Origin of the sequence: uncultured Escherichia sp., assembly GCF_948475835.1 — a bacterium.
Lineage (GTDB): Bacteria > Pseudomonadota > Gammaproteobacteria > Enterobacterales > Enterobacteriaceae > ECMA0423.
The window spans coordinates 1-22,223 of sequence record NZ_CAOLGM010000041.1 but is presented as its reverse complement, the minus strand read 5'-3'; the positions used below and the strand labels follow the sequence as shown (position 1 = coordinate 22,223).

The window sequence follows — 22,223 nt, the reverse complement described above, 5'->3', positions numbered from 1 at the left end:
CACTTTTAGGAATAGCCGCCGTTCAAAAATGTGTCACTGGTTTACACTTATTCAGGAATGCACAATGAACGGAGGTCCTATGAAACGTTTTAGTCTGGCTATTCTGGCGCTGGTTGTTGCAACCGGCGCACAAGCTGCCAGTGAAAAAGTCGAGATGAACCTCGTCACGTCGCAAGGGGTAGGGCAGTCAATTGGTAGCGTCACCATTACTGAAACCGATAAAGGTCTGGAGTTTTCGCCCGATCTGAAAGCATTACCCCCCGGTGAACATGGCTTCCATATTCATGCCAAAGGAAGCTGCCAGCCAGCCACCAAAGATGGCAAAGCCAGCGCCGCGGAATCCGCAGGCGGGCATCTTGATCCACAAAATACCGGTAAACATGAAGGGCCAGAAGGTGCCGGGCATTTAGGCGATCTGCCTGCACTGGTCGTCAATAATGACGGCAAAGCTACCGATGCCGTCATCGCGCCTCGTCTGAAATCACTGGATGAAATCAAAGACAAAGCGCTGATGGTCCACGTTGGCGGCGATAATATGTCCGATCAACCTAAACCGCTGGGCGGTGGCGGTGAACGCTATGCCTGTGGTGTAATTAAGTAATTACGAGGCCAGCGTACCTTGCGGTGGTGCTTGCTCAAGTTGCGAAAGCGAGCAGTACAGCCGCCAGACAATTGCCGCCAGCTCACGGGCGGCAGGTTGATGATGACGGGCAAGGCTGTCGCAAATCCGCTGTAATTCTTCAAGTGTGGCCGCCAGTGATTTTTGCTGAACGCCACGCTCACTCATCACTCCCCGCAACAGTGAAATACAGTTATCCCGTACTCGCGATAACGGATCGGAACGCGATTCCCAGTCGCGCAATTGCCAGACAACATGAGAACAGTTCAGCAGCACTACACCCCAGCGTAATAACCAACGGCGAGCCAGCGCATCCTGGCTGTTACTCAACTGACTGACGTGATGATAAGTGAGCGATTCAAATTCGCTTTCACTCAGTGTTGGATGGCGGCTTAGCTGATCGACAAAATCCCGGCGCAGCGCGCGAATATGGCGGCGGCTTTTACGAGCATCCGATCCTGGACGCAGAATGGCGAACGCTAGCCAAGCCAGCGCAACGCCAACGATTTTTGCCAGATTATCGTTAAGAAAATCAGCAAAATCATACACCGGGGGATTAGTGACAGCGATAAACGAACCCATAAAAACAATCAGTTGCCCCCACAGTGCGGCAAATTTGGGCATCTGCAATTTAAGAAGCTGCATTGTCGCCAGCAGTGGAATGAGAAACAGTAAAAATTGCCACAGATCGCTAATCTGGACCATCAGGCCAAATTTGACCACAAAGCTGAATAGCGAAAGTAACACCAGCGTGCGCATCAGCAGTGACAACGACTTAAACGGTGCTGCGACGGCGGAGTAGAGTACGCAGCTAATTGCTGCCAGCGTTAATGCATTGGCACCGGCATCCCATTGCGATGCAATACTCCATGCGCCAATCATCATCAACGTACAAAATGTACGCAGCCCGCTCCACATAGCTTCGGCGTTGTCGGTATGACGAGCCAGAGCGGATGTCCGTGCGAGTCTGGCATGATCATCTACACCGCTTTGCAGACGATGTAATTCCTGACTACTTTGCAGATAAAGGCGGCAAAAATAACGTAGTCGCTGCCAGAAGGCGACGTGCCGGTAGTCGGCGACGTTGGTCGGGCGTAGCGGGGCGATAATACGTGCGACGGTGTAAGCATCTGTTTGCGAACTGGCGAGCGCCGTCAGCAATTGTTCGAGAATTTCTCGCGTGGCACCTGGCGGTGAGGGCCAGTTGAGCAACATACGTCGCAGGCTGGAGATGACACTGGTCATACGTAATTGCTGGTGGAGTAGCGCATTAAGGCGCGCGTTTTGCTGGCGAAAACGATAGTGGCTCCAGAAAGCCTGGATACGCAGCAAATTCATGGTCAGTATCTGCCCAATCACCCCCTCATGTGCTGCACGAATGGCATCGTTTGTTTCAGGCTGCCAGAGTAAACTGGCATGTTCCAGTAATCGGGCGTGCATGTTTTTCAATGCGGTTAAAAGGGCTGTAGCATCGGAACTGCTAGGCAGGATCATCATCATCATTCCGCCGCACAAAATACCGACTATCACCTCGCAAACGCGCGCCTGAGCGATATCCCACAGCTGGCTGGCCTCAGTAATATTAACCATCGGAAAGGCGATGATGGCAGCCGTGTAGCCCGCCAGTTGAAATGCATACGCGACGTTATTCGTGAAGTGCGCACAGGCCCAGGTACAAAAGCCAAGCCACGCCGACATGCTCAATAGAAAAAACCACGGCTCATTGAGCGTATGCCCGGCAAGAAGCAGTGCCGCAATGGCTCCCAGTAAACTGCCAGCGATGCGTCCGAGGCTTTTGCTGATGACACCGCCAACGGTGGGAAAGCTAACCACTGCAGCCGAGGTCATCGCCCAATAGGGTTCATCCAGATTCAAATAATAGGCAACCGTCAGCGCCAGACACATGGCAATGGTATTGCGTAACGCATAACGCCATTGCGCCAGCGTGGCCTTGAACCAGGGCAAATTGCGCAAGGACCATGACGATGCGTTCATTATTGACCTACGGCAATGCTACAGGTGGTGCCCGACACCAGCGTGACATCGCCTGGAACTTTATCCAGCGCAAAGCGGACGGGAACGCGTTGGGCGAGACGAACCCAGGGGACGTTAGGTTTCACATCCGGAATAAGGCTTGAGTCACTTTCAACGCTTTGATCATAAATCGCCCGACCGATACTGGAAACGTGACCCCGTAACGTTTTGTTATCACTATAGAGGGTAATTTGTGCTGGTGCACCTTCGCGGATATGGCGCAACTTGGTTTCTTCAAAATAACCAATGACGTAAAACGAGTGGCTGTCGACAAGGGCAAACAGCGGTTTCCCGGTGTCAGCGTAATCGCCGATGCGGGTAGTGAGGTTAGTCACCCAACCACTCACCGGGGCGCGAATTTCCGTTTGCGCCAGTTGCCATTGTGTCTGTTTCAGCGTGGCCTGTGCGGCATTAACACTGGCCTGCATCGCTTTAACATTGAGGTTAGCGGTATCGAGTTCTTCGGCAGAAATAAAATTTTGTGAGAGATGACGACGACGATTCGCTTCGTTATTGGCTTTTGCGAGGTCAGATTGCGCTTTCGCCAGCTGAGCCTGTGCGTTCAGCTCGGCGATCTGAAAGGGCGTTTTATCGATCGTGAGCAGAAGATCCCCCGCGTTAACCAGTTGGTTGTCTTTTATATTCAGCTCAACAATACGTCCCGACACCTGTGGGGTGATAGAAACCTTTTCTGCGCGTATTTTCCCGTCGCGTGTCCACGGAGATTGCATGTAATAATTCCACAGCCACCATCCGGCAAGAACCGCAACTATCGCTACAATGATTGTTGAGAAATACTTAATTGTTTTAATTGACATAGTTACCACGCAATCAGTATTGCCAGAGCAAGGCAAACGCAAATCGCAAACAGCGATAAATCCATTAACAAGGGATGCCAGATGTCACCGGCGTAGATCCAGCCACGAAGCAGGCGGTGTACGACAAGCCAGATGACGAATCCAAACGCGAAGGCTTTGAAAAACGGAGGAAAATAGACGGACGCACCGAACACCAGATCTTGTAAGGGCAATCCTGTTGCATTGAGCATAAACTTCACAAAGTAGATTCCTTTACGACCGAATATATTGCGTTAGATTAATAAATATTCTTTAAGTGCGAAAAATTTACGCGCAATTTCTGAAAAATATGTCTGACGGTAACCAAATGCAGCAATACATTTGTTTTAGCAATACAATTGCTGCACACTATTCTAAAAGCCGCATAATATCTTAGCAAGCTAATTATAAGGAGATGAAATTGGAATCGCCACTAGGTTCTGATCTGGCACGGTTGGTGCGCATATGGCGTGCTCTGATAGACCATCGCCTGAAACCGCTGGAGTTAACACAAACCCATTGGGTTACGTTACACAATATCCATCAGTTACCTCCAGACCAGTCGCAAATTCAACTGGCAAAAGCGATTGGCATCGAGCAGCCATCACTGGTCCGTACTCTGGACCAACTGGAAGAAAAAGGGTTAATTTCGCGTCAAACTTGTGCCAGCGATCGTCGGGCTAAACGTATTAAACTGACGGAAAAGGCAGAGCCACTGATCAGCGAAATGGAAGCTGTTATTAACAAAACCCGCGCGGAAATATTACATGGCATCTCCGCAGAGGAACTGGAGCAACTGATTACGCTCATCGCAAAACTTGAGCATAATATCATTGAGTTACAGGCCAAAGGGTGAAATGAAGGGGGCGTGTGGTCAGTAACCTGACCACACGCAAACTTATTTAGCGCGGAGAAACGGTCACCTGACTGCCATTGCTGGCCAGTACGACACGTTGGCCCGGAGAGAAACGAGTGTTGCCTTGTTTCTGTACCACCATGATGGTATTACCATCGTCTTTACGAATTTCCAGCTCGACACCCTGCGTTTTGTTCATTGCACTCTGTACGCCCTGACCAGCTACGCCACCTGCAACAGCGCCTGCTGCAGTAGCCAGAGAACGCCCGGTTCCGCCACCAACAGTATTCCCCAGGAAACCACCAAGAACAGCACCGCCAATTGCACCGATAACGTTGGAATCATCACCGCCCTGAATCTGTACCGGACGTACGTTAACGATGGTGCCATAGCTGACATTCTGTACTTGTTTCGCTTCAGAAGCGGTATAAACATCCCCTGACAGGGTGTCGTTATTAACACAACCGACAAGAGACAGACCTACCATTGAAACAACCAATACGCGTTTAATCATTGAAAAATCTCCTGTTCACCATGAAACGCCACGCAAGCATCCCTCATGGTCAAAGTATATGGCATATGTGAATCCATGGTTACATGTTCTACCAAATATGAGCAAATCATAATGAAAGTAGGATCAACCAATTATAAACAAAACATTCATGATGATTATTGATTTGAAGATAATGTTTTACTACCAACGGTAAAAATCGGTCATTCCGCATGGTATTCACGAAAAGTTTATGTTTGAGTGGTGCGCAAACGTCAGATTGAAAAAGGATGAACTATGAAATCGGGCCGCTTTATTGGCGTTATGTCAGGCACCAGCCTTGATGGTGTTGATGTTGTGTTGGCGACAATAGATGAACACCGGGTCGCACAGCTGGCAAGCTTGAGCTGGCCGATCCCGGTGTCTCTGAAACAGGCTGTACTGGATATTTGCCAGGGCCAGCAGCTTACACTTTCGCAGTTTGGACAGCTTGATACTCAACTCGGGCGACTTTTTGCTGATGCGGTCAATGCCTTGCTTAAGGAACAAAACCTGCAGGCGAGAGATATAGTTGCGATCGGCTGTCACGGTCAAACCGTCTGGCATGAACCGACGGGCGTGGCACCACACACTTTACAGATTGGCGATAACAATCAAATTGTGGCACGCACCGGAATTACGGTTGTCGGTGATTTTCGCCGTCGCGATATTGCCTTGGGAGGACAAGGCGCACCGCTGGTACCTGCGTTCCATCATGCCTTGCTGGCTCACTCAACCGAGCGACGAATGGTGCTCAATATTGGCGGCATCGCCAATCTGTCACTGCTCATTCCTGGGCAGCCGGTTGGCGGCTACGATACCGGTCCTGGTAACATGCTGATGGATGCCTGGATCTGGCGTCAGGCCGGTAAACCTTACGATAAAGATGCCGAGTGGGCACGGGCGGGTAAAGTTATTCTCCCACTGCTGCAAAATATGCTCAGCGACCCATATTTCTCGCAACCTGCACCGAAAAGCACCGGACGCGAATACTTTAACTACGGCTGGCTGGAGCGCCATTTACGCCATTTTCCGGGTGTTGATCCCCGTGATGTTCAGGCCACACTGGCAGAACTCACCGCCGTGACCATTTCTGAACAAGTTTTGTTGAGCGGTGGCTGCGAACGATTGATGGTATGTGGTGGAGGTAGTCGTAATCCGCTACTCATGGCGCGTCTGGCGGCATTACTGCCAGGCACAGAAGTCACCACCACCGATGCCGTTGGCATTAGTGGCGATGACATGGAAGCATTGGCTTTCGCCTGGCTTGCCTGGCGGACGCTGGCGGGATTACCAGGAAATCTGCCTTCCGTCACTGGCGCAAGCCAGGAGACGGTACTGGGGGCTATTTTCCCTGCTAACCCGTGATATCAGAGTTAACTGAATTTTTCTTACCGCGTCTGCCGTTACACTTGGAACATTAGGGAGGGCGTATTGCCCTCCAGACCAGGAAAGTCTTCGGGAAATGTCTATGAAAAAACTGTTACTGATCTGTTTGCCGGTGCTTCTCACCGGCTGTAGCGCGTTCAATCAACTGGTTGAGCACATGCAAACCGCTACGCTGGAATACCAGTGTGATGAAAAACCGTTGACGGTCAAACTGAATAATCCGCGCCAGGAAGTCAGTTTTGTTTACGATAATCAACTACTGCATCTCAAACAGGGCATTTCAGCGTCTGGTGCACGTTACACTGACGGAATCTATGTTTTCTGGTCGAAAGGCGATGAAGCGACTGTCTATAAACGCGACCGCATCGTATTGAATAACTGTCAGTTACAAAATCCACAGCGTTGAGATTTTTCCAGGGGCGGCGCACAATAGCGTCACCCACTGACAATCCGTAAAGAAAACCATGTCTGATAACGACGAATTGCAGCAAATCGCGCATCTGCGCCGTGAATACACCAAAGGCGGGTTACGCCGTCGCGATCTTCCCGCCGATCCATTAACCCTTTTTGAACGTTGGCTCTCTCAGGCGTGTGAAGCCAAACTGGCAGACCCTACCGCGATGGTGGTCGCTACCGTGGATGAACATGCTCAGCCTTATCAACGCATCGTTTTACTCAAACATTACGACGAAAAAGGCATGGTGTTTTACACCAACCTCGGTAGCCGTAAAGCACATCAAATTGAAAATAATCCGCGCGTTAGCCTGCTGTTCCCGTGGCATACCCTTGAACGCCAGGTGATGGTGATCGGTAAAGCAGAACGACTTTCGACTCTCGAAGTGATGAAATATTTTCATAGCCGCCCGCGTGATAGCCAGATTGGTGCATGGGTTTCGAAGCAGTCCAGTCGCATTTCTGCCCGCGGTATCCTTGAAAGTAAATTCCTGGAGCTGAAGCAGAAGTTTCAACAGGGCGAAGTGCCATTGCCGAGCTTTTGGGGCGGTTTTCGCGTCAGCCTTGAACAGATTGAGTTCTGGCAGGGCGGTGAGCATCGCCTGCATGACCGCTTTTTGTACCAGCGAGAAAATGATGCGTGGAAGATTGATCGTCTTGCACCCTGAAAAGATGCAAAAATCTTGCTTTAATCGCTGGTACTCCTGATTCTGGCACTTTATTCTATGTCTCTTTCGCATCTGGCGAAAAGTCGTGTACCGGCAAAGGTGCAGTCGTTATATACATGGAGATTTTGATGGCAAGCAGTAACTTGATTAAACAATTGCAAGAGCGGGGGCTGGTAGCCCAGGTGACGGACGAGGAAGCGTTAGCAGAGCGACTGGCGCAAGGCCCGATCGCGCTCTATTGCGGCTTCGATCCTACCGCTGACAGCTTGCATTTGGGGCATCTTGTTCCATTGTTATGCCTGAAACGCTTCCAGCAGGCGGGCCACAAGCCGGTTGCGCTGGTAGGCGGCGCGACGGGTCTGATTGGCGACCCGAGCTTCAAAGCTGCCGAGCGTAAGCTGAACACCGAAGAAACTGTTCAGGAGTGGGTGGACAAAATCCGTAAGCAGGTTGCCCCGTTCCTCGATTTCGACTGTGGAGAAAACTCTGCTATCGCGGCGAACAACTATGACTGGTTCGGCAATATGAATGTGCTGACCTTCCTGCGCGATATTGGCAAACACTTCTCCGTTAACCAGATGATCAACAAAGAAGCGGTTAAGCAGCGTCTCAACCGTGAAGATCAGGGGATTTCGTTCACTGAGTTTTCCTACAACCTGTTGCAGGGTTATGACTTCGCCTGTCTGAACAAACAGTACGGTGTGGTGCTGCAAATTGGTGGTTCTGACCAGTGGGGTAACATCACTTCTGGTATCGACCTGACCCGTCGTCTGCATCAGAATCAGGTGTTTGGCCTGACCGTTCCGCTGATCACTAAAGCAGATGGCACCAAATTTGGTAAAACTGAAGGCGGCGCAGTCTGGTTGGATCCGAAGAAAACCAGCCCGTACAAATTCTACCAGTTCTGGATCAACACTGCGGATGCCGACGTTTACCGCTTCCTGAAGTTCTTCACCTTTATGAGCATTGAAGAGATCAACGCCCTGGAAGAAGAAGATAAAAACAGCGGTAAAGCACCGCGCGCCCAGTATGTACTGGCGGAGCAGGTGACTCGTCTGGTTCACGGTGAAGAAGGTTTACAGGCGGCAAAACGTATTACCGAATGCCTGTTCAGCGGTTCTTTGAGTGCGCTGAGTGAAGCGGACTTCGAACAGCTGGCGCAGGACGGCGTACCGATGGTTGAGATGGAAAAGGGCGCAGACCTGATGCAGGCGCTGGTCGATTCTGAACTGCAACCTTCCCGTGGTCAGGCGCGTAAAACTATCGCCTCCAATGCCATCACCATTAACGGTGAAAAACAGTCCGATCCTGAATACTTCTTTAAAGAAGAAGATCGTCTGTTTGGTCGTTTTACCTTACTGCGTCGCGGTAAAAAGAATTACTGTCTGATTTGCTGGAAATAATGCATTAAGTGGAAAGGGGGAGTGAGAAATCACTCCCCCTGGTTTTTATACAGGGAACATGATGAAAAATATTCTCGCTATCCAGTCTCACGTTGTTTATGGTCATGCGGGTAACAGTGCGGCAGAGTTTCCGATGCGCCGTCTGGGCGCGAACGTCTGGCCACTGAACACCGTTCAATTTTCTAATCACACCCAATACGGCAAATGGACTGGCTGCGTGATGCCGCCCAGCCATTTAACCGAAATTGTGCAAGGCATTGCCGCCATTGATAAATTACACACCTGTGATGCCGTGTTAAGTGGCTATCTGGGATCGGCGGAGCAGGGTGAACATATCCTCGGTATCGTCCGTCAGGTGAAAGCCGCGAATCCGCAGGCGAAATATTTTTGCGATCCGGTAATGGGTCATCCGGAAAAAGGCTGTATCGTTGCACCGGGTGTCGCAGAGTTTCATGTGCGGCACGGTTTGCCTGCCAGCGATATCATTGCGCCGAATCTGGTTGAGCTGGAAATACTCTGTGAGCATGCGGTAAATAACGTCGAAGAAGCGGTTCTGGCAGCGCGCGAACTCATTGCGCAAGGGCCACAAATTGTGTTGGTTAAACACCTGGCGCGAGCTGGCTACAGCCGTGACCGTTTTGAAATGCTGCTGGTCACCGCCGATGAAGCCTGGCATATCAGCCGTCCGCTGGTGGATTTTGGTATGCGCCAGCCGGTAGGTGTTGGTGATGTGACGAGCGGTTTACTGCTGGTGAAACTGCTTCAGGGGGCAACGCTGCAGGAGGCGCTGGAACATGTGACCGCTGCAGTCTACGAAATCATGGTGACCACCAAAGCAATGCAGGAATATGAGCTGCAAGTGGTGGCTGCTCAGGATCGTATTGCCAAACCAGAACATTACTTCAGCGCAACAAAGCTCTGAAATATCTCATTTCGGCCCACAACGACCTGTGGGCCGATGGATATTACTTTAAGCCTTCCGCTGACAGCGCGTCTTGTACTTCCGGACGTTCAGCCATACGTTGCATAAATGCTGCAATGTGCTCTAACCCTTCCAGATTCAGTTTCACCGCGTATGCCCAACGCAGAACCGTAAAGAGATAGGCATCAGCAATTGTAAATCTTTGCCCGCAGATCCAGTGCTCATCCTTCAGTGCCTCGTTCACATATTGCAGCTTCTTCTCCAGCTGCGCGCGAACTGTCGGTTTGTACTCTTCCGGTGTATCAGGGCGAAACAGAGGTGTGAAACCTTTATGCAGCTCGGTGGCGATGTAATTCAGCCATTCGATGGTTTTATAGCGGGAAATACTGTTTACCGGTGCCAGCAACTGGCGGTCGGGGACGCTGTCGGCAAGATACTGCATAATCGCTACGCCTTCCGTCAGCAAAGTACCGTCATCCAGCAGCAATGCAGGCACCTGCCCCTTAGGGTTAACGGCAAAGTAATCGTCACCGTTTTCGAGACGTTTTTTCATTAAATCCACACTGACGAGGGTAAAATCCTTTCCGCTCTCACGCAGGGTGATATGGGAAGCGAGAGAGCAGGCACCCGGTTTGTAGAACAATTTCATCGGTAACTCCTTTTGTCTGTGGTTTAAAGTATGGTAGTGCGTTGCTGAACAAAAAAAAAGCCGCTAACGAAAAGTTAGCGGCTTGTAAAAGAGTTTCCCTGAATTTTACGCTACAGCAGCTTTCGCCGCTTTGTCTGCAGCGTCATCCTGCGTCATACGGTGCAGTTTAGGCGCGGTCAGCAGCATCAGTACTGCAATAATGGCAGTAGCGACACCAATCTGCAAGAATACGCGACCATAAACTTCCAGTGACATCAGCGGGTCGGTAACGTTATCCGGCACAGCCATCATACCCGCAACATAACCACCAATCAGGTTTGCACCGGCAGTGGTCAGGAACCAGCTACCCATAATGAAGCCCATCAGACGCTGCGGAACGAGTTGTGCAACCATTGCCAGACCCAGACCAGAGATCATCAGTTCCCCGATGCTCTGCAGGCCATAGCTTGCGACCAGCCAGCTTACAGACACGATACCAGCGTCAGACGCGAATTTCGCACCCAGCGGCAGAATCAGGAACGCACCAGAACACATCACCATGCCGATTGCAAACTTGGTTGGCATCGGCAGGGTATCGCCCATCTTGTTATAGATAGCGGCCAGAATCGGACTACCGATGATGATCCAGAACGGGTTCAGTGCCTGATACTGCTCAGGTTCTACGGCCAGACCCAGAATGGAGTGCTCAACGTTACGAATCGCAAAGAAGTTCAGTGACGTTGGCATCTGGCTGTACAGCACGAAGAAGATAATGGCTTCGAGCATCAGGATGAAGGCAACGATCATTTTACGACGCGCAGCACCTTTCATCGCGAAGGCTTCTTTACCGAAGATAACCACGATACCGAAGGCAACAACGCCCAGCGCCATACGCGCAACTTCCTGATTGTGCAGCAGCCAGGTGGCGATAGCGATCAGTGCCACAACACCAATAATGGTCAGCAGCAGGTTACGGTAGTTGATAGGCTCGAAGTCTGGTTTTGAACCGTACTGTTTAACCCAGCGTTGGCAGAAGGCGAAGTTAACGATAGTGATCAGCAGGCCTACAACGCTCAACGCAAACGCAACACTCCAGCCGTATTTCGCGGCCAGCCACGGCGTAGCAATCATAGAGAAGAAAGAGCCGATGTTGACGGACATGTAGTACATGGTGAATGCACCGTCCAGACGCGGGTCGTTTTTCTCATAGCATGTAGAAAGCAGAGAAGACGGGTTAGCTTTAAACAGGCCGTTACCGACCGCAATAGCCGCCATACCCATATAAACGATACCGGCGTCGTGACCAGACCAGGCAACCAGAGCATAACCAATCGCCAGCACAATAGCGCCGAGCATAATTACGCGTTTAGTACCCAGTACCTTGTCACCTAACCAGCCGCCGATAGCGACCAGACCATAAACCAGGGCACTAAAGGAAGAGAAAAGGGTGATTGAATCCGCTTCAGACATACCCAGTTGTTTAACCAGGTAAACAGCCATAATTCCTTGTAGGCCGTAATAACCAAAACGTTCCCATAACTCAATCGAGAAGATGAGATAGAACGCCTTCGGTTGTTTGAAAGCGTTCAAACTGACGCTTTCAGTTGGTTTTTGGTTTGCAGTGGACACTTTTACCTCTTTTTTTACATCCCATATTAACGGGGGTGCTTTCTCGCGTTATGTCTAAAAAACATACGCGCAATTGTTATAGTGGGAGGGGAAACGGCAGGTAATGTTCACTATCTTGCACTTTCAGACAAGTCCTTTGTAATAATCTGTTACATATAACTGAGGCGGGGAATTCAACCATTCCGGGAAATGTTATCCAGCGTTAAATTTTTCAAAAAACGTAACGGCAGATTTTTTCACTGCACTGAGAGGGGGGTGATGGCTTAACGGCGATATGTTCTGCTATTTAGCGTTTTTACTAGTGAGATAGTCCAGTTTCTGAAAAATAGCCAGTGTAATGTTTTGTAGGTCAATATTTGTTGCGTGTGTAAATTTAAATGATTTTAACCTGATTCTTGCAATGTTTTTACATTGCGACAGCATCGTGATCTTGATCACGAATGAATAGAAAATTTCGCTATTAAAAAAACAATTAACCTGCATTTTTGGTTATCCGCAAACGGATTACCTGATGATAACGCTAAGCAATGGCATCATTGACGTTAAAAAGATGTTTTAAAAGAGGATAAAGAAAGGTTATCAATGGGGTAATCGGTGTTACCCCTTTTCTTCAGATGTCAACTTTCTCTTTGTATTCACAAAGATCTTCAATAATACAAGAGCCACAGCGGGGCTTGCGGGCAATGCAGGTATAACGCCCGTGCAGGATCAACCAATGGTGGCAGTCGACTTTAAACTCTGCCGGAACCACTTTCAGTAGCTTTTCTTCTACCTGTTCGACGTTTTTCCCCGGCGCAAATTGAGTACGATTACAAACGCGGAAAATGTGCGTGTCGACAGCAATAGTCGGCCAGCCGAATGCAGTGTTTAATACGACGTTGGCTGTTTTACGACCTACGCCGGGCAGGGCTTCAAGCGCAGCACGATCTTCCGGAACCTCGCCATTATGCTGCTCCAGTAAGATACGGCAGGTTTTGATGATATTTTCTGCTTTGCTGTTATAAAGCCCAATCGTTTTGATATAGGTTTTCACCCCTTCAACGCCCAGTTCAAGCATCGCTGCAGGCGTATTCGCCACCGGGTAGAGTTTCGCCGTCGCCTTATTAACACTGACATCGGTCGCCTGAGCGGAAAGCAGTACGGCAATCAGCAATTCAAAAGGCGAACTGAAATTAAGCTCGGTGGTGGGATGAGGATTGTTCTCACGCAGGCGAGTGAGGATCTCCAGGCGTTTTGCTTTGTTCATCAGACATTCCCTGTTTCACCGTTTGGCAATGCACGTTCTGCAGCTGCTTCAGCACGGCGCTTTTTCATTCTTTCATCAATCAGGTATTTTCCTGCCAGCATCAGTCCCAGGCCAATAAATGCACCTGGAGGCAGCATCGCCAGCAGGAAAGGGGAGTCGGTGTGGAAAATTTCCACGCGTAATACTTTTGCCCAGCTACCTAACAGCGCATCTGCACCGTCAAACAATGTGCCATTGCCGATAATTTCGCGTAGTGAACCCAGCACGAACATGGCGCAGGTTGCGCCCATACCAATTGAAAAGCCGTCCAGTGCCGAAAGCGCCGGACCTTTTTTGGCGGCGAAGGCTTCAGCGCGGCCCACAACGATACAGTTAGTGACAATCAGCGGAATAAAAATCCCTAATGATTGATACAGGCCAAAGGCGTAGGCGTTGATCAGCATCTGTACAGCGCTGACCACCGAGGCGATGATCATCACGTAAATGGGAATGCGGATCTCGGCTGGCGTCCAGTGACGCAGCGTCGAAATGGTCAGGTTGGTCAGCGTCAGTACCAGCGTAGTCGCAAGTCCTAAACCCAGAGCGTTAGTGGCAGTGGACGTGACCGCCAACAGAGGACAAAGGCCGAGCAACTGGACCAGCGCAGAGTTGTTTTTCCACAACCCCTGAACAATAACGTCTTTAATTTCGCTCACGCTTTATTCTCCACAGGCAGGAAGTTGAGAAAGTTGTGCCGGTAACGTCTGAGCGTACAATCCGGCGCGTTTTACCGCATTAACCACCGCGCGGGGAGTAATCGTCGCGCCGGTGAACTGGTCGAAATCACCACCATCTTTCTTCACCGCCCAGTGCGCATCATCTGCACCACTGATTTTTTTACCCGCAAAATGGGTGATCCAGTCAGAAAGGCGCAGTTCGATTTTATCGCCAAGCCCTGGCGTTTCGTGGTGCTCTGTCACGCGCGTGCCAAGTACCGTGCCGTTAAAATCGGCTCCCACCAGCAGCTGAATCGCACCGGAATAGCCATCTGGCGCGGTTGCTTCCAGAACGGCGGCTACCGGTTTGTCATCCTGTTTGGCGATGTAAACCCGATGCTCACCTTTACCTAACTCTGGCGCAGTTACCAGATAGCAACTCTGTGCCAGCGCATTGTTATAGCGTTCGGCTGGCAGCACCTGATCAAATAATGCCTTTTGTTGCAGACTGGCCTGTTCAGCAATCGTCGTTTTGGTCATCTGGTTGATGGCCGCAGTTAACCCTGTTGAACCCGCTGCAAATAGCGCTAACGTAATGCCGTGTTTTCGGATAGTTTTCAGCATGGTTTACCCTTTGCGATGGCCGTAGACGCGCGGACGCGTGTAGTAATCGATCAGAGGAACCGTGATGTTCGCCAGCAGGACGGCAAAAGCCACGCCGTCAGGATAGCCGCCGAAACTGCGGATCAACCAGACTAATAAGCCCGCAAGCGCGCCGAAAATAAGACGACCACGATTGGTCGTAGAAGCGGTAACCGGGTCAGTCAAAATAAAGAATGCGCCGAGCATGGTCGCACCAGACAGCAGATGAATTTGCGGTGCTGCCAGTGTTTCTGGTGAGAACAACCAGCCCAACGTTGCGCATAACGCCAGCGTTACTAAGAAGCTGAGGGGAATATGCCAGCGAATCGCTTTCTGCCATAGCAACCACAGGCCGCCAGCCAGCCAGGCGAGATTTACCCATTGCCAACCAGCGCCCGCCAGAATACCGCTGTAGATCGGATATTGCATAATCTGTTCAACCGAATGACCGGCACGGACAGAGGTTTTAAATGTATCCAGCGGTGTCGCCTGACTAATGCCATCAATACCTAAGCGTAGTGTGTTCATATCACCACCACTGGCGGTATGCCCGCTGAAAATAACCTGTATGGCGTCGATAAAACCAGGGATGTTGACCGCAATTTCATGTGGCGGTAACCAGCTGGTCATCTGCACCGGGAAGGAGATCAGTAAGACCACATAACCAATCATTGCTGGATTAAACGGGTTTTGCCCCAGACCGCCATACAACTGTTTAGCGATGATCACCGCAAACACCGTACCCAGCACGACCATCCACCATGGCGCGAGGGGGGGAATACTTACCGCCAGCAATAAGCCTGTCAGCAATGCTGAGTTATCTTTCAACGTTGCGGCTACCGACTGCTTGCGTAGTTTGAGTACGAGAGCTTCGGCTAACAGAGCACTAACCGATGCCAACAGGATCTGAACGAGAGTACCCCAACCAAAAAACCACAGTTGCGCTGCGATTCCTGGCACGGCTGCGAGCAACACCAACAGCATAATGCGCGATGTCTGGCGCTGGTTATGGATATAAGGGGAGCTAGCTATTCTGAATACCATTTAGTCCTCGTTTACAACCTTCTGCTGGGCGGCTTTTTTGGCCTGAGCGCGGGCAATAGCCGCGGCAACTGCCGCTTTGCGCGGATCAACCTGTTCTTCTGGTTCTGCGTTAGTCTGTTGCTGTTCCAGCTTGCGCGCTTTGGCACGGGCAATAGCGGCTTCGACGGCGGCTTTGCGCGGATCGACCTGTTCTTCTGGTTCCGCATTAGCCTGTTGCTGTTCCAGCTTGCGCGCTTTGGCGCGGGCGATAGCTGCTTCAACGGCAGTTTTACGTGGATCAGCAACGGTTGCTGCGTCGTTAGTTTGCTGCAGTTCTGCCTGTTTCGCTCTGGCTTGCGCTTTACGGGCTTCCCGTGCTGCAATAATTGCACTGTTATCCGGGCGTTCGCCCGCTTTAATCACAATAGGCTGTGTAGCCTGGGCCTGTTTCTCTTTCACCCGCGCCAGAGCGGCAGCAATCGCATCTTTATCTTTGGCTGCAGGTTGAACGGCTGCGCTCTTATGTCGTTCAAGGCGAGCCGCTTTTTCGCGCTCCAGACGAGCCTGGCGCGCTTCGAAACGCGCTTTGGCTTCTGCGGCGCGCTTTTCTTCCTGACGAATAGCCGCAATTTCAGCTTTTTCCTGACGGAAATATTGCACCAGGGGAATATTGCTCGGGCAAACCCACGCGCAAGCCCCACATTCAATGCAATCAGCAATGTTATGCGTGGTAGCTTTATCGTGTTGCTGACCTTTGCTGAACCAGTACAACTGTTGCGGCAAAAGATCCGCAGGGCAGGCGTCAGCACAGGCGCTACACCGGATGCAGCTTTGTTCTTCCTGTGGTTCGCCAAGTTCATTGGCAGAGGGAGCCAACAGACAGTTGGTAATCTTTACGACCGGGACATCCAGCCATGGCAAGGTAAAGCCCATTAGCGGGCCACCCATAATCACCATTTGATCGGCAGAGGGGCAGAATCCGGCATCATTCAATAAATGACGCACTGGCGTCCCCAGCCGTGCCCAGACGTTGCCCGGGCGAGCGATTGCTTCGCCAGTCAGGGTTACAACACGCTCGGTAATCGGCTCGCCATCAATAACGGCACGTTTCACTGCATAAGCAGTGCCGACGTTTTGCATTAATACGCCGATATCGGATGAACGCCCGCCATGTGGAACCTGCTTCCCGGTCAGAATGTAGGTTAATTGTTTAGCACCGCCAGAAGGATATTTGGTTGGAATCACCCGCAGAGAAATATCGTTAGAGTCCGCCAGCACCGCGCGCAGCATGGAAATCGCCTGCGGTTTGTTATCTTCAATGCCGATAAGAATTTCGCGTGGCTGCAGAATATGCGCAAGAATGCGAATACCCTCTACGACCTGAGCCGCGCAATCCTGCATCAAACGGTCATCGGCGGTAATGTACGGCTCGCACTCAGCCGCGTTGATAATCAACGTTTCAATCTTATCTCCGCCACCCTGCAATTTAACGCCTGTCGGGAATCCTGCACCGCCCAGCCCGGCAACACCAAACTGATGTATGCGCTCGATTAACTCTTCGCGACTGCGAGTGCGATAATCGGCCCAGCCGTCGCGCGGGATCCAGCAGTCTTCACCATCGGCATCAATAATCACGCTTAATTCAGCTAAAGCTGAAGGATGAGCCGTAGAGTGGGGCGCAATAGCCGTAACGGTACCCGAGGTGGGCGCGTGAACAGGCAGCATTTTGCCGCGACCACGGGTAAGCGGCTGGCCGCGCAATACTTTATCGCCGACGCTAACGCACAACTCACCTTCAGCGCCAATATGCTGTTTCAGTGGAATAACAAAACGCTGCGCCAGTGGTACCTGGCGCAGGGGTGTACCGTTGGACTGGGTTTTCATCTCCGGTGGATGGATGCCGCCGTTGAAATCCCAGATTTTATTTTTTCTGAATGCAGAGAATAACTTAAGCATGGTGTTCCACGGGAATGATACGCACGGGAATGGTGTTCAGATCCCATTTCCAGGAGTCAGGTGTTTCTGCGACCGGTTGCAACGAGATGCAGTGCGTCGGGCACGGATCAACACATAAATTGCAGCCCGTACAGAGATCACTCATTACCGTATGCATGGCACGGGTAGCGCCAACGATGGCGTCTACCGGACACGCCTGAATACATTTAGTGCAGCCAATACAGTTATTTTCATCAATAACCGCCACCATCCGCGCAGGCGTTATCTCTTGCGCTTCGCCATCCAGCGGCTGCGGCTCGACATTAAGCAACTCGGCAATTTTTAGCATCACAGCTTCGCCACCTGGGGCGCAACGGTTGATTTTTTCACCGTTACAGCTGATGGCTTCCGCGTAGGGGCGACAGCCGGGATAACCGCACTGACCACACTGGCTCTGCGGTAAGATTTCGTCAATTTTCTCAACGACCGGATCGTCTTCCACCGCAAAACGGCGGGAGGCATAACCCAGAATGGCGCCAAACGCCAGGCCCAGCAGGCTCACGGCGGCAACGGCAATCCAGATAGCATTCATTACAACTTCACCAAACCACTAAAGCCCATAAAGGCCAGAGACATAAGACCTGCGGTAATTAACGCAATGGCATTACCGCGAAAAGGTGCCGGGACATCAGCCACAGCAAGGCGTTCGCGGATGGCGGCGAAGAGCACCATCACCAGCGAGAAACCGATAGCGGCGGAAAAACCGTACAGCGCCGACTGCAAGAAATTGTGCCCGAGATTGATATTCAGCAACGCCACGCCGAGCACTGCACAGTTGGTGGTGATAAGCGGCAAAAAAATCCCCAGCAGACGGTAAAGCACCGGGCTGGTTTTGCGCACCACCATCTCGGTGAACTGCACGACCACAGCAATCACCAGAATAAATGCCAGGGTGCGCAGGTAAATCAGATTAAGTGGGATCAAAATCCACGTATCGATAAGCCAGGCGCAAATAGACGCCAGCGTCATCACAAACGTTGTTGCCAGCCCCATGCCCATCGCGGTTTCCAGTTTTTTGGAAACCCCCATAAACGGACAGAGACCGAGAAACTTGACCAGTACAAAGTTATTGACCAGTACAGTTCCGACAAACAGTAACAGGTAGTCAGTCATTTTTCGGCCTGAAATAAAAAAGCCGCCTATTATCCGTTAATCCAGAGCAGGCGACAACAGGTTAACTGTAAGGTTATTACGGATTCACAAACGTCGCTTTTACCCGCGACGAGCGTTTGAAATAGGGGACGATCAATGCGGTTGCCAACAAAGTAAACAGCAACTGGCGAACGGCTATGCCATCTTCCACGGGTGAAAAAGCGAATGCTTTTACTGCCAGCAATACGGAAATAAGCAGCCAGATAATATAGTGTTTAGGAACACAACGCCGACGTTTAAAGAAAGCGATGGTCAACCACAGTGTGTAATACCACATGGCGATAGCGGTAATAAAAGAAACGCCCCATAAGATTTGTGTCGTCAGTGCTTGTCCGCCGAGCGTTTGAAATGTTTGCGGAGAAGATAACGCAGCGGTATACAGCAACAACGCCAGCGTCGTACTCAACAGAGCGACTAAAAGCCAGGCCAACGGGCCAAGCAACCAGCCTCCAATACGTTGTGGCGTTGTGGTGGTCATAGGTTCTCCAGAATAGCGACGCAAACAGGCAAATCTAATTTTAGGGGCGTTATTATAAGGCTTTTATAACCGATCGCTACTTTCTTTATTGGACATAGTGCCAGACGGACTTCGGTACCTGGCCGAGGTCAAACAAACGCCCGCCAGAAACCAGCTCTGCGCGACGGTGATCGGCAGCACGATACATATTGATCAGTTCCTGATCGTCCGTCAGGGTGTAATTAAGATGGTCGTAGAGTTTTTCCAGACTTTCGAGTGAACTGATTTTGCGAAATTTTAATAAGTAGTCCTGAACAGTCATAAAAGGTCCATAAAATAATTAATACCAAAGGGGTAGGTATTATTAGTGATGATAAAATTTCACCAAAAGTGAACGCTTGTGTTATTACAATAATAAGAATGCGCTGATGGCAAATATTCAGGGATGAAAAACTGCTCTGAAAAGAGTAACGCGCTTTACTATCCCTGACAATCACCAACAACATCGAACAAGATAATAAATTCCTGGTTTAATATCCGACAAGTGAAAACATGCACCCGGACGGGCAGCATGTCGCTCCACAAGTGCAGAGCTTACTTGTGTTGTACCGAAGCACTCTGTTCAGGTGGCTGATAGTTGTCAATGTGACTCGCCACGCCAAGAAGAATGACTGAAACGACAAGAACGATCCAACCTGTTAATTCAATAAGACGATTCATTACAGCCCACATCTCTCTTGATTGATCCATTAACTTCAGGGGGTAAATGTTACTTAGCAATAATAGCTCCAGCAAGATTTTTACTGAGGTTTTTGCGATATTTAGCTTTTGTCGTTGGAAAATTCGCTATTTTTTTGACTTAAGTTAAACAACATCCCTTATTGCTGGCAGGTTATTAAACTGTTGAGCGTGGGTAAAGGATAGTGTCAAATAGCCATCATACTTCAATGAGAGGCAATGACATGAGCGACAACATCCGTGTTGGGTTGATTGGGTATGGTTATGCGAGCAAAACCTTCCATGCGCCCCTGATTGCGGGCACGCCCGGGCTGGAACTGGCGGTAATCTCCAGCAGTGATGAAACAAAAGTAAAAGCCGACTGGCCAACGGTTACGGTTGTCTCTGAGCCGAAGCATCTGTTTAACGATCCCAACATAGACCTGATTGTCATTCCTACACCCAACGATACCCATTTCCCGTTAGCCAAAGCGGCGCTTGAGGCGGGTAAACATGTGGTCGTTGATAAACCCTTTACCGTGACACTGTCACAAGCGCGAGAGCTGGATGCGCTGGCAAAAAGCCTGGGGCGTGTGCTGTCTGTATTCCATAACCGTCGCTGGGATAGCGATTTCTTGACGCTAAAAGGTTTACTCGCGGAAGGCGTGCTGGGTGAAGTTGCTTACTTTGAGTCTCATTTTGACCGCTTCCGTCCGCAGGTGCGCGATCGTTGGCGTGAACAGGGCGGCCCAGGCAGCGGTATCTGGTACGATTTAGCACCACATCTTCTTGATCAGGCCATTACGCTTTTTGGTTTACCGGTCAGCATGACGGTAGATTTGGCACAGTTACGGCCCGGAGCGCAGTCGACCGATTATTTCCACGCCATCTTGTCCTATCCACAGCGGCGAGTCATTTTACACGGTACCATGCTGGCAGCTGCTGAGTCAGCACGGTATATCGTGCATGGATCCCGAGGCAGTTATGTGAAATATGGCCTCGATCCACAGGAAGAACGTCTGAAAAATGGCGAGCGTCTACCGCAGGAAGACTGGGGCTACGATATGCGTGATGGCGTACTTACCCGCGTGGAAGGTGAGGAACGTGTCGAAGAAACGCTGTTGACGGTGCCTGGGAATTATCCGGCTTACTATGCGGCTATTCGTGATGCGTTAAATGGCGATGGTGAAAATCCGGTTCCGGCAAGCCAGGCAATCCAGGTAATGGAGTTGATTGAGCTGGGCATCGAATCCGCCAAACATCGCGCGACTTTGTGCCTTGCATGAAAAATGGATGGTGCAATTTGCACCATCCATTTTGTTACTTCGCGGCGACTTTTTCTCGCAGTGCGCGTTTTTCCTCAGCGCTGAGGAAAGCCATTTCCAGACCATTAATCTGTGCCTGGCGGATTTGCTCGCGGGATAACCCAGCAGCTGGCGCGGCAACGGTATATTCGTGAATGATATCCACTCCCTGTACGCCGGGATCGTCAGTGTTAATGCTGGCACGAATGCCATGCTCAAGGAACGTTTTCAGCGGATGTGCAGCCAGCTCTGCTACGGTGCTGGTCTGAATATTGGAGGTCAGACAGGATTCAATACCAATTTGTTGCTCGGCGAGAAAATCCATCAGCGCCCGATCTTCAATGGCTTTTACGCCATGTCCAATACGCTCCGCACCCAGTTCACGAATCGCCTGCCAGATGCTTTCCGGCCCGGCAGCTTCGCCTGCATGGACGGTAATATGCCAGCCCGCATCACGCGCGCGGTTGAAGTGAGAAAGGAACAGACTTCCCGGGAAACCAAGTTCATCACCGGCTAAATCAAGTGCGGTAATCTGGTCACGGTGGGCTAAAAAGGCCTCCAGCTCTTGCTGACAGGCGGCTTCGCCGAAGGTCCGGCTCATAATGCCGATAAGCTTCGCCTGCACACCAAAGGTGCGGCAACCTTCACGTACGCCATCGATCACCGCTTCGACAACACCCGCTACAGGCAGCTGATGTGCCATTGCCATGTAGCCTGGTGAAAAACGCAGCTCGACATAGTGCAGGCCGTGACGGGCTGCATCTTCAATGTTTTCAAATGCCACGCGGCGACAGGCATCAAGAGAGGCGAGAACTTTAACGCCCCAGTCAAGTTTGGTCAGAAAGCTCACCAGATCGGGTTCGTTGGCAATGACCTGAACGTGGGGAATCAGTGTTTCCAGGGATTGTGCAGGAAGCGAGATATTATACTGGCGGCCAAGTTCAAGAATGGTCTGGGGACGAATGTTGCCATCAAGGTGGCGATGGATATCAGTTAATGGCAGGGTGGTATCAATCATGGTCGCTC

25 protein-coding genes are annotated in these 22,223 nt (G+C 50.8%); 8 read left to right on the top strand and 17 right to left on the bottom strand.

The window, feature by feature from the left end:
* The first annotated feature begins 79 nt into the window (after positions 1-79).
* Complete coding sequence (gene sodC, locus QZF50_RS10205; RefSeq protein ID WP_001296937.1) at positions 80-601, top strand: superoxide dismutase [Cu-Zn] SodC; 522 nt, start codon at positions 80-82, stop codon at positions 599-601.
* Here sodC and QZF50_RS10200 read toward each other — a convergent pair whose 3' ends face one another.
* The 3 genes from QZF50_RS10200 to QZF50_RS10190 are packed head-to-tail and all read right to left on the bottom strand — an operon-like array spanning position 602 to position 3,710.
* Positions 602-2,614: an FUSC family protein gene (locus QZF50_RS10200; protein WP_061892368.1), complete on the bottom strand. Its 2,013-nt coding sequence runs from the start codon at positions 2,612-2,614 to the stop codon at positions 602-604.
* Entirely contained in the window at positions 2,614-3,471 is an 858-nt protein-coding gene (locus QZF50_RS10195) for an HlyD family secretion protein (RefSeq protein WP_001296942.1), read from the bottom strand. The genes QZF50_RS10200 and QZF50_RS10195 overlap by 1 nt, the downstream gene beginning before the upstream one ends.
* Before the next feature lie 2 nt (positions 3,472-3,473).
* Entirely contained in the window at positions 3,474-3,710 is a 237-nt protein-coding gene (locus QZF50_RS10190) for a DUF1656 domain-containing protein (protein ID WP_000670998.1), read from the bottom strand.
* Positions 3,711-3,910: 200 nt separating this feature from the next.
* Here QZF50_RS10190 and slyA point away from each other — a divergent pair, with 200 nt between their 5' ends.
* Entirely contained in the window at positions 3,911-4,345 is a 435-nt protein-coding gene (gene slyA, locus QZF50_RS10185) for a transcriptional regulator SlyA (protein WP_001296943.1), read from the top strand.
* A 46-nt stretch (positions 4,346-4,391) separates the two neighbouring features.
* Here the strand turns inward: slyA and slyB are convergent, their stop codons facing one another.
* Entirely contained in the window at positions 4,392-4,859 is a 468-nt protein-coding gene (slyB, locus tag QZF50_RS10180; protein WP_000597196.1) for an outer membrane lipoprotein SlyB, read from the bottom strand.
* A 273-nt stretch (positions 4,860-5,132) separates the two neighbouring features.
* Between slyB and anmK the strand changes: the two genes are divergently transcribed.
* The 5 genes from anmK (at position 5,133) to pdxY (ending at position 9,709) form a co-directional block, all read left to right on the top strand.
* Complete coding sequence (gene anmK / locus QZF50_RS10175; RefSeq protein WP_000835094.1) at positions 5,133-6,242, top strand: anhydro-N-acetylmuramic acid kinase; 1,110 nt, start codon at positions 5,133-5,135, stop codon at positions 6,240-6,242.
* A 97-nt stretch (positions 6,243-6,339) separates the two neighbouring features.
* A complete protein-coding gene (mliC, locus tag QZF50_RS10170) occupies positions 6,340-6,669 on the top strand; it encodes a C-type lysozyme inhibitor (RefSeq protein WP_000061968.1) in 330 nt (109 codons plus the stop codon).
* A gap of 58 nt (positions 6,670-6,727) precedes the next feature.
* Positions 6,728-7,384: a pyridoxamine 5'-phosphate oxidase gene (gene pdxH, locus QZF50_RS10165; protein WP_001282313.1), complete on the top strand. Its 657-nt coding sequence runs from the start codon at positions 6,728-6,730 to the stop codon at positions 7,382-7,384.
* Positions 7,385-7,512: 128 nt separating this feature from the next.
* Positions 7,513-8,787, top strand: coding sequence for a tyrosine--tRNA ligase (gene tyrS / locus QZF50_RS10160; RefSeq protein WP_001295400.1), 1,275 nt, complete (start codon positions 7,513-7,515; stop codon positions 8,785-8,787).
* Positions 8,788-8,845: 58 nt separating this feature from the next.
* The gene (gene pdxY / locus QZF50_RS10155; protein ID WP_001307229.1) at positions 8,846-9,709 is read left to right on the top strand and encodes a pyridoxal kinase; all 864 of its coding nucleotides are present in this window, start codon (positions 8,846-8,848) and stop codon (positions 9,707-9,709) included.
* Between the two features lie 43 nt (positions 9,710-9,752).
* Here pdxY and gstA read toward each other — a convergent pair whose 3' ends face one another.
* The 12 genes from gstA to blr form a co-directional block, all read right to left on the bottom strand.
* Entirely contained in the window at positions 9,753-10,358 is a 606-nt protein-coding gene (gene gstA / locus QZF50_RS10150; RefSeq protein ID WP_000765749.1) for a glutathione transferase GstA, read from the bottom strand.
* Between the two features lie 105 nt (positions 10,359-10,463).
* Entirely contained in the window at positions 10,464-11,966 is a 1,503-nt protein-coding gene (gene dtpA, locus QZF50_RS10145) for a dipeptide/tripeptide permease DtpA (protein WP_000100931.1), read from the bottom strand.
* A 610-nt stretch (positions 11,967-12,576) separates the two neighbouring features.
* Positions 12,577-13,212 carry an endonuclease III gene (gene nth, locus QZF50_RS10140; RefSeq protein WP_001030339.1) on the bottom strand — a complete coding sequence of 212 codons (636 nt, stop codon included), beginning with the start codon at positions 13,210-13,212 and terminating at the stop codon, positions 12,577-12,579.
* On the bottom strand, positions 13,212-13,907 hold the full coding sequence (rsxE, locus tag QZF50_RS10135; RefSeq protein WP_001289652.1) for an electron transport complex subunit RsxE: 696 nt from the start codon (positions 13,905-13,907) through the stop codon (positions 13,212-13,214). Before rsxE ends, nth begins: the two co-directional genes overlap by 1 nt.
* A 3-nt stretch (positions 13,908-13,910) precedes the next feature.
* Positions 13,911-14,531 carry an electron transport complex subunit RsxG gene (gene rsxG, locus QZF50_RS10130; RefSeq protein ID WP_000920784.1) on the bottom strand — a complete coding sequence of 207 codons (621 nt, stop codon included), beginning with the start codon at positions 14,529-14,531 and terminating at the stop codon, positions 13,911-13,913.
* Positions 14,532-14,534: 3 nt separating this feature from the next.
* Positions 14,535-15,593, bottom strand: a complete 1,059-nt coding sequence (gene rsxD / locus QZF50_RS10125; protein WP_000231879.1) for an electron transport complex subunit RsxD — start codon at positions 15,591-15,593, stop codon at positions 14,535-14,537.
* The gene (gene rsxC / locus QZF50_RS10120) at positions 15,594-17,528 is read right to left on the bottom strand and encodes an electron transport complex subunit RsxC (RefSeq protein ID WP_000915774.1); all 1,935 of its coding nucleotides are present in this window, start codon (positions 17,526-17,528) and stop codon (positions 15,594-15,596) included.
* Positions 17,521-18,099 (bottom strand): electron transport complex subunit RsxB, encoded by a 579-nt coding sequence (gene rsxB / locus QZF50_RS10115; RefSeq protein WP_000991805.1) that lies wholly within the window; start codon positions 18,097-18,099, stop codon positions 17,521-17,523. Before rsxB ends, rsxC begins: the two co-directional genes overlap by 8 nt.
* Positions 18,099-18,680 carry an electron transport complex subunit RsxA gene (gene rsxA / locus QZF50_RS10110; RefSeq protein ID WP_000133189.1) on the bottom strand — a complete coding sequence of 194 codons (582 nt, stop codon included), beginning with the start codon at positions 18,678-18,680 and terminating at the stop codon, positions 18,099-18,101. The genes rsxB and rsxA overlap by 1 nt, the downstream gene beginning before the upstream one ends.
* Before the next feature lie 76 nt (positions 18,681-18,756).
* Entirely contained in the window at positions 18,757-19,197 is a 441-nt protein-coding gene (locus QZF50_RS10105; RefSeq protein WP_000214176.1) for a DUF2569 domain-containing protein, read from the bottom strand.
* A gap of 85 nt (positions 19,198-19,282) precedes the next feature.
* Positions 19,283-19,498, bottom strand: a complete 216-nt coding sequence (ydgT, locus tag QZF50_RS10100) for a transcription modulator YdgT (protein WP_000217950.1) — start codon at positions 19,496-19,498, stop codon at positions 19,283-19,285.
* 272 nt (positions 19,499-19,770) lie between these two features.
* Positions 19,771-19,896: a division septum protein Blr gene (gene blr / locus QZF50_RS10095; RefSeq protein WP_001300888.1), complete on the bottom strand. Its 126-nt coding sequence runs from the start codon at positions 19,894-19,896 to the stop codon at positions 19,771-19,773.
* A 242-nt stretch (positions 19,897-20,138) separates the two neighbouring features.
* Here blr and QZF50_RS10090 point away from each other — a divergent pair, with 242 nt between their 5' ends.
* Positions 20,139-21,179, top strand: a complete 1,041-nt coding sequence (locus QZF50_RS10090; protein ID WP_001282516.1) for an oxidoreductase — start codon at positions 20,139-20,141, stop codon at positions 21,177-21,179.
* Between the two features lie 34 nt (positions 21,180-21,213).
* On the opposite strand, the gene add is transcribed toward QZF50_RS10090, so the two are convergent.
* Positions 21,214-22,215: an adenosine deaminase gene (gene add / locus QZF50_RS10085; RefSeq protein ID WP_000567490.1), complete on the bottom strand. Its 1,002-nt coding sequence runs from the start codon at positions 22,213-22,215 to the stop codon at positions 21,214-21,216.
* Positions 22,216-22,223: the final 8 nt, after the last annotated feature.

Coding starts and splice junctions, on each gene's coding strand:
- sodC (WP_001296937.1), top strand. CDS start 80: ATGAAACGTTTTAGTCTGGCTATTCTGGCGCTGGTTGTTGCAACCGGC.
- QZF50_RS10200 (WP_061892368.1), bottom strand. CDS start 2,614: ATGAACGCATCGTCATGGTCCTTGCGCAATTTGCCCTGGTTCAAGGCC.
- QZF50_RS10195 (WP_001296942.1), bottom strand. CDS start 3,471: ATGTCAATTAAAACAATTAAGTATTTCTCAACAATCATTGTAGCGATA.
- slyB (WP_000597196.1), bottom strand. CDS start 4,859: ATGATTAAACGCGTATTGGTTGTTTCAATGGTAGGTCTGTCTCTTGTC.
- anmK (WP_000835094.1), top strand. CDS start 5,133: ATGAAATCGGGCCGCTTTATTGGCGTTATGTCAGGCACCAGCCTTGAT.
- mliC (WP_000061968.1), top strand. CDS start 6,340: ATGTCTATGAAAAAACTGTTACTGATCTGTTTGCCGGTGCTTCTCACC.
- pdxH (WP_001282313.1), top strand. CDS start 6,728: ATGTCTGATAACGACGAATTGCAGCAAATCGCGCATCTGCGCCGTGAA.
- tyrS (WP_001295400.1), top strand. CDS start 7,513: ATGGCAAGCAGTAACTTGATTAAACAATTGCAAGAGCGGGGGCTGGTA.
- pdxY (WP_001307229.1), top strand. CDS start 8,846: ATGATGAAAAATATTCTCGCTATCCAGTCTCACGTTGTTTATGGTCAT.
- gstA (WP_000765749.1), bottom strand. CDS start 10,358: ATGAAATTGTTCTACAAACCGGGTGCCTGCTCTCTCGCTTCCCATATC.
- nth (WP_001030339.1), bottom strand. CDS start 13,212: ATGAACAAAGCAAAACGCCTGGAGATCCTCACTCGCCTGCGTGAGAAC.
- rsxG (WP_000920784.1), bottom strand. CDS start 14,531: ATGCTGAAAACTATCCGAAAACACGGCATTACGTTAGCGCTATTTGCA.
- rsxD (WP_000231879.1), bottom strand. CDS start 15,593: ATGGTATTCAGAATAGCTAGCTCCCCTTATATCCATAACCAGCGCCAG.
- rsxC (WP_000915774.1), bottom strand. CDS start 17,528: ATGCTTAAGTTATTCTCTGCATTCAGAAAAAATAAAATCTGGGATTTC.
- rsxB (WP_000991805.1), bottom strand. CDS start 18,099: ATGAATGCTATCTGGATTGCCGTTGCCGCCGTGAGCCTGCTGGGCCTG.
- rsxA (WP_000133189.1), bottom strand. CDS start 18,680: ATGACTGACTACCTGTTACTGTTTGTCGGAACTGTACTGGTCAATAAC.
- QZF50_RS10105 (WP_000214176.1), bottom strand. CDS start 19,197: ATGACCACCACAACGCCACAACGTATTGGAGGCTGGTTGCTTGGCCCG.
- ydgT (WP_000217950.1), bottom strand. CDS start 19,498: ATGACTGTTCAGGACTACTTATTAAAATTTCGCAAAATCAGTTCACTC.
- blr (WP_001300888.1), bottom strand. CDS start 19,896: ATGAATCGTCTTATTGAATTAACAGGTTGGATCGTTCTTGTCGTTTCA.
- QZF50_RS10090 (WP_001282516.1), top strand. CDS start 20,139: ATGAGCGACAACATCCGTGTTGGGTTGATTGGGTATGGTTATGCGAGC.
- add (WP_000567490.1), bottom strand. CDS start 22,215: ATGATTGATACCACCCTGCCATTAACTGATATCCATCGCCACCTTGAT.